The sequence below is a fragment of the Nocardia thailandica NBRC 100428 genome (assembly GCF_000308795.1).
GTDB lineage: Bacteria > Actinomycetota > Actinomycetes > Mycobacteriales > Mycobacteriaceae > Nocardia > Nocardia thailandica.
This window is the reverse complement of the sequence record NZ_BAGK01000241.1, coordinates 73,788-79,787: the sequence shown is the minus strand read 5'-3', so window position 1 is coordinate 79,787 and position 6,000 is coordinate 73,788. Positions and strand designations below refer to the sequence as shown.

Sequence of the window (6,000 nt, the reverse complement as noted above, 5' to 3'; positions counted from 1 at the left end):
GGGACACCACGCGGGGGCGGACGCCGTGCACCGCCGCACCGACGGGAACCCGCTGCTGGTGCGGCTGATCCTGGACGCGGGCGGCGTCGCCTGCCCCGACACCGGCGACCCCGACCCGGTGGTCACCGCGCCCGGCATCCGCCGGCTCGTGCTCGCCCAGCTGGACCGCCTCGATCCCCCGGTGATCGAGATCCTCGGCGCGGCGAGCGTGCTCGGCGAGCGCATCGCGGGCGACGTCCTCGCGCGCGCCGTCGAGATCGAGGGCGGTGCGGAGGCGGCCCCGGCGGGGGACGAGGCGGCCGGACACCACGCACCCCGGCCGTCGGCCGCCGCGCGGCACCGGGTCGCCGTCGCGCTCGACGCCGGGGTCGCGGCCGGGGTGCTGCGTCAGTTCGCCGACGGGACGACCGGTTTCGTGCACGCGCTGGTCCGCGACGCCGTCTACGCCGATCTGCCACCGTCGCGCAGGCAGGCCACGCACCGCGCCGCCGCGCTGGCGCTCGCCGAGTACTACGGCCCGGACCGGGCGGGCCTGGTCGCCGCCCAGTGGCGCAGGCTCGGCACCGAGCGGGCGCGGTGCCTGCACTGGTCGCGGCTGGCGGCGAGGGCGGCGCGCGCGGCCGCCGCCCACGAGGACGCGATCCGCTTCCAGCGGTGGGCGATCGACGCGGCGGGCGACGCCGCGCCGCCCGCCGAGCGGGCCGCGCTGCTCGTCGAACTCGCCCGCGACGAGTTCGCGGCGGGCCTGGTCGCCGACAGCCTCGGCCACTGCGTCGCCGCGGGCGACCTCGCCGAACGCGCGGGCAGGCCCGACCTGCTCGGCGAGGCGGGTCTCGTCGTGCACGGGGTCACCACGCCGACCGTGCTCGCGGAGGTGGAAGCGTTGTGCGCCAGGGCCTTACCGGGCCTGACGGCCGAGCGGGACACCGACCTCCTCGCCCGGCTGCTGACCCGGCGCGCGCTCGGCGCCGCCGAGCGCGGCAGCGGCGCCGAGGCCCGCGAGTTGTCCGCCCGCGCGCTCGAATTGTGCCGCGACAGCACCGATCCCGACACGCTGCTCGACGCCATCCACGCCCGCCATCTGGCGCTGTCCTCGCTCGAATACCTCGACGAGCGACGCGAACTCGCCGCGCGGGCGGTGGCGCTCGGTACCCGCGCCGAACAGCCACTGGCCCAGCTCTGGGGATACCTGTGGACCACCGACGCCGCCCTGCAGAGCGGTGACATGGCCCTGGTAGAGGACTCGCTCGCGGGAATCGAGCGGGTGGCCGAACGCCGCCGCCTGCCGATCGCGCGCTGGCATCTGGACCGCCTGCGCGCCACCACCGCCGTACTGAGCGGCTCGTTCGACGCGGCCGCCGAATCCGATGCCGCCGCCTACGCTCTCGCCCGTCGCCTCGGCGACCGGTCGCTGACCGCGCTGCACCACGCGTTCCACGGCATGGTCCGGCTGATCCTCGGCGACGTCGACCGCGCGGACCGCGACGCGGCGCTGGCCGAACTCGGCCATGTCCCCGACATCCCCATCGCGCGGCTGTTCGTGCCGATGATGCTCGCGCTGGCGGGCGACCGCGCCGAGGCGGCGCTCCGCTTCGCGCCCTGGCGTGACCTGCCCGCCGTGCTGGAGCGCGGCCCGCGCTGGACCGGCACCATGTACGCGGTGGGCGCGGTGGCGGGTCTGCTCGACGACCGCGAGGCTGCCGACGCCGTCTACCGCGTCCTCGACGGCTGCGAGCAGCATTACGCCGCCGACGGAACCGGCGCGCTGATCTTCGTCGGTTCGCTGGCGCGGGTGCGGGCCGACAACGCGCTGACCGCGGGTCACCTCGACGCCGCCGCCGACCTCTACCGCGCCGGGCTGCGCATGGATCTGCGGATCGGCGCCCATCCGTTCGTCGCGCTCGGGCAGCTCGGCCTGGCCCGGACCGAACTGGCCAGGGCGGATCCGGTCGCGGCGCGGGCGGAGGCGGAGGCGGCGGCCGCGGGCTTCCGCAGGCTCGGTATGACGTACCGGCTGGGCGAGGCCGATCGCCTGCTGGCCGACATCGCCAGGGCGACCCGCGCGGCCGACCCGCTCACGCCGAGGGAACGCGAGGTGTGCGCGCTGCTGGACGCGGGCCGGTCGAATCGCGAGATAGCGTCGCGCCTGGTGCTGTCCGAGCGCACCGTGGAGACGCATGTGCGCAGCATCCTGGCGAAGTTCGGCGTCGCCAACCGCGCCGAGCTGCTGAGCAGGCACGCGCGCGGCTAGGCGGGCGGCAGGATCCCGGCCAGGACGGTGCCGATCTGGCCGATCGCCCGTTCGACGCTGCCGGTGGGCTGGAACAGGTGGCTGAGGATGAGACGGACCAGGATCTCCACGATCGAGGCCAGTTCCTCGTCGCCGAGTTCGGTGAATCCGTACTGGGCGCGCACGGCGACGGTCATCGCGGCGACGGCCCGGCCGAGCACCGGTTCCGGGTCGCTGACCAGGGCGGGGAGCAGGGCGGTGTCGCCCTCGTTGCGGCCCGAGAGCACCGCTTTGAGCAGGGTGTTGTCGCCGGCGTTGCGCAGGGTGTACTCCGCCGCGGCGGTGATGCCCGCGAGGCGGTCGTCGGGATGGGCGGCGAGGGTCTCGGTGATCCCGGCCAGGTAGATGCCGGTTTCGCGGGCGATGAGCGCGTCGGCGAGTTCGGCCTTCGTGCCGATCTCCTTGTAGAGGACGGGGCGGCTGATGCCGACCTCCTTGGCCACCCGCGACATGTTCACCGCGCTCCAGCCGTCGGTGCAGACCATCGTGCGGGCGGCGTCGAGCATGCGGTCGCGCAGCAGCTGACGCATCTCGGTCTGGAAGTTCGGCGATTCGGCCACCACGTCACTGTACATGTGCTATCGAAATGTCTGATCGTTGACAACTTGCCTCAAGTTGTCTTCAATATGGACAACAACGCATGAGTTGTAAACAAGGGCGGCAACGAGGCCGTCTTTGTTCCGATGATCAGGAGTGCAGCGATGACGACCTCCCCCCTCGGCGGTCCCGACGCCCAGGCGGTTCCGCTGACCTGGCGCGACCCCAAGCGATACCTGTGGCTGTTCGGGCTCGTCGCCCCCAGCGCGACCCTGCTCGCGGTCGGTCTGGTGTGGGCGTCCAACCAGCTCGGCCTGACCTGGGTGGCGCCGGTCTGGTGGTGGCTCGGGCCGCTGCTCATCTACGTCGCGCTGCCGATCCTCGACCGGTTCTTCGGCCCCGACGGCGCCAACCCGCCCGAGGAGGTCATGGAGCAGCTCGAACAGGACCGCTACTACCGCTACTGCACCTACGCCTACATCCCGCTGCAGCTGGTCAGCCTGGTCTTCGCCGCCTACCTGTGGACGGCGTCGGACCTGTCCTGGCTCGGCATCGACGGCGGGCTCGGGCTGGTCTCCGAGATCGGCCTCGCGCTGACCATCGGCGCCATGGGCGGTATCGGCATCAACACCGCGCACGAGCTCGGGCACAAGAAGGACGAGCTGGAGCGGTGGCTGTCCAAGATCACGCTCGCGCAGACCTTCTACGGCCACTTCTACATCGAGCACAACCGCGGCCACCACGTCCGCGTCGCCACCCCGGAGGATCCCGCCAGCGCCCGCTTCGGCGAGTCGTTCTGGTCGTTCCTGCCGCGCAGCGTGTGGGGCAGCCTGACCTCGGCGTGGGAGCTCGAGAAGGTGCGCCTGGCGCGGCTCGGCAAGGGGCCGTTCACCCTGCGCAACGACGTGCTCAACGCGTGGCTGATGTCGGTCGCGCTGTGGGTCGCGCTGGTCGCGGTGTTCGGGCCCGGCGTCCTGCCGTTCCTGGTGATCCAGGCGGTCTACGGGTTCTCGCTGCTGGAGACGGTGAACTACCTCGAGCACTACGGGCTGCTCCGGCAGAAGACCGCCTCGGGACGCTACGAGCGCTGCACCCCCGAGCACAGCTGGAACTCCGACCACATCGTGACCAACATCTTCCTGTACCACCTGCAGCGCCACAGCGACCACCACGCCAACCCCACGCGCCGCTACCAGACCCTGCGGCACATGGACGGCGCACCCGAATTGCCCAGCGGCTACGCCAGTCTCATCGGGCTGGCCTATCTGACCCCGCTGTGGCGCAAGGTGATGGACCACCGCGTCCTCGATCACTACGACGGCGACATCACCCGCGTCCACATCCAGCCGGCCAAGCGCGCCCGCATCCTGGCGCAGTACGGAGCGACCCGATGACCACCTACGTCTGCCCCGTGTGCGACTACGTCTACGACGAGCGGATCGGCGCTCCCCGTGAGGGTTTCCCGGCGGGCACCCCGTGGTCGGCGATCCCCGAGGACTGGTGCTGCCCCGACTGCGGCGTGCGCGAGAAGCCCGATTTCCTGCTGACCGAAGGAGTGTCGCGATGAACGACTACCGGTTGTTCCGCTGCGCGCAGTGCGGATTCGAGTACGACGAGGAACTCGGCTGGCCCGAGGACGGCATCGCCCCCGGCACCCGCTGGGACGACATCCCCGAGGACTGGTCCTGCCCGGACTGCGGCGCCGCCAAGACCGACTTCGACATGTTCGAGGTGACCCGCCGATGACCGGCCGGATCGTCGTCGTCGGGGCGGGCGTGGCCGGGGTGACGGCCGCCCAGACCCTGCGCCGCGAGGGCTACACCGGCGAGATCGTGCTCGTCGGCGCCGAGCACGCGCTGCCGTATAGGAGGCCGACGGTATCCAAGGATTTGCTCGCCGGTGCCGTCGCGCTGGAACGGGCGCTGCTCAAGCCTGCCAAGTTCTGGGCCGACGGCGACATCGACCTGCGCGTGGCCACCCGGGTCGACGAACTCGACGTCGAGCGCGGCGAGGTCCGGCTCAGCACCGGCGAGGTGCTCGGCTACGACAGCCTGCTGCTGGCCACCGGGGCCCGTTCCCGCGCCGTCGCGACCGACTCGCGCCGCGTGCACACCCTGCGCGGGCTGGCCGACGTCGCCGCGCTGCGGGCCGCGATCGTCGACGGCGGCTCGCTGCTGGTGGTCGGCGGCGGGCTCATCGGCTGCGAGGTCGCGGCCACCGCGCGCGGGCTCGGCGCGCAGGTCACCCTGCTGGAGGCCGGCCCGGCGCTGCTGGAGCGGATCGTGCCCGCGGCGGTGTCGGCCGTCGTCGCCGACCTGCACCGCGGCCACGGCGTGCGGATCGAGCACGGGGTCTCGGCGACCCTCACCGACACCGCCGCCACCGCCGACACTGCCGGCGGCGTGACCGCCACCGCGGCCGACGGGCGGTCCTGGACGGCCGCGGCGGCGCTGGTCGCCATCGGCGCGGAACCGGACACGGCGCTGGCCGAGGCGGCCGGGCTGGCCGTCAACGACGGCATCGTGGTCGACCAGCACTACCGGACCTCGGCGCCGGGCGTGTTCGCGGCGGGCGACGTCGCGACCGGGTTCGACCCGCTGCGTGGCGAATTCGCGCGCGGCCAGCACTGGAACGGCGCGATGAGCGACGGCGCCGCGGCCGCCCGCGCCATGCTCGGGCACGAGGTGCCGCCGGTCGAGGTGCCGTGGGGCTGGTCGGATCAGTACGGGGTGTCGCTGCAGTTCGCGGGCTGCGTGCACCCGCACGACGAACTCGTCGTCGCCGGTGACCTCGCCGCGCACGACGGCACCGTGCTCGCGCTGCGCGACGGTCGGCCGGTCGGCGCGGTGGCCGTCGGCAGGCCGCGCGACGTCCGGGCGCTGCGGCCGGTCATCGCCGCGGGCGAGCCGTGGGCGGGCGGCTCGCTGCTGGAGACGGTGGCCGCTCGCTAGTTACGGTCCCGCCCGGATACGGCGCACAAGTGTCGGATACATCACGTACCCGGTACTGTGCGCCGTACCTGTACGCAGGGCCGCCGATCGCCGGGAAGTTGCGGAAGGTGCGTAAGTTACTGGCGAGGTAATTGTGTGACCGGTCTCGTTCCGCATTCCATTGCGATGTGGGTCACTCCTATGCCAAACTTCCGTCCCGACACTGTGGTGCCAGCCGGTCTC

6 protein-coding genes are annotated in these 6,000 nt (G+C 72.7%); 5 read left to right on the top strand and 1 reads right to left on the bottom strand.

Features of this window, described 5'->3' with window-relative positions; translation table 11 throughout:
• The coding region (locus tag ON36_RS28035) for a helix-turn-helix transcriptional regulator (RefSeq protein WP_157225027.1) at window positions 1-2,251 on the top strand (2,251 nt) is incomplete at its 5' end.
• On the opposite strand, the gene ON36_RS28030 is transcribed toward ON36_RS28035, so the two are convergent.
• Window positions 2,248-2,850: a TetR/AcrR family transcriptional regulator gene (locus ON36_RS28030; protein WP_043659815.1), complete on the bottom strand. Its 603-nt coding sequence runs from the start codon at window positions 2,848-2,850 to the stop codon at window positions 2,248-2,250. The genes ON36_RS28035 and ON36_RS28030 overlap by 4 nt on opposite strands.
• A 141-nt stretch (window positions 2,851-2,991) precedes the next feature.
• Here ON36_RS28030 and ON36_RS28025 point away from each other — a divergent pair, with 141 nt between their 5' ends.
• The 4 genes from ON36_RS28025 to ON36_RS28010 are packed head-to-tail and all read left to right on the top strand — an operon-like array spanning window position 2,992 to window position 5,778.
• Window positions 2,992-4,221 (top strand): alkane 1-monooxygenase, encoded by a 1,230-nt coding sequence (locus ON36_RS28025; RefSeq protein WP_043659788.1) that lies wholly within the window; start codon window positions 2,992-2,994, stop codon window positions 4,219-4,221.
• Entirely contained in the window at window positions 4,218-4,394 is a 177-nt protein-coding gene (locus ON36_RS28020; RefSeq protein ID WP_043659786.1) for a rubredoxin, read from the top strand. Before ON36_RS28025 ends, ON36_RS28020 begins: the two co-directional genes overlap by 4 nt.
• Complete coding sequence (locus ON36_RS28015; RefSeq protein WP_043659785.1) at window positions 4,391-4,573, top strand: rubredoxin; 183 nt, start codon at window positions 4,391-4,393, stop codon at window positions 4,571-4,573. Before ON36_RS28020 ends, ON36_RS28015 begins: the two co-directional genes overlap by 4 nt.
• Window positions 4,570-5,778 carry an NAD(P)/FAD-dependent oxidoreductase gene (locus tag ON36_RS28010; RefSeq protein ID WP_052314412.1) on the top strand — a complete coding sequence of 403 codons (1,209 nt, stop codon included), beginning with the start codon at window positions 4,570-4,572 and terminating at the stop codon, window positions 5,776-5,778. The genes ON36_RS28015 and ON36_RS28010 overlap by 4 nt, the downstream gene beginning before the upstream one ends.
• Window positions 5,779-6,000 lie beyond the last annotated feature (222 nt).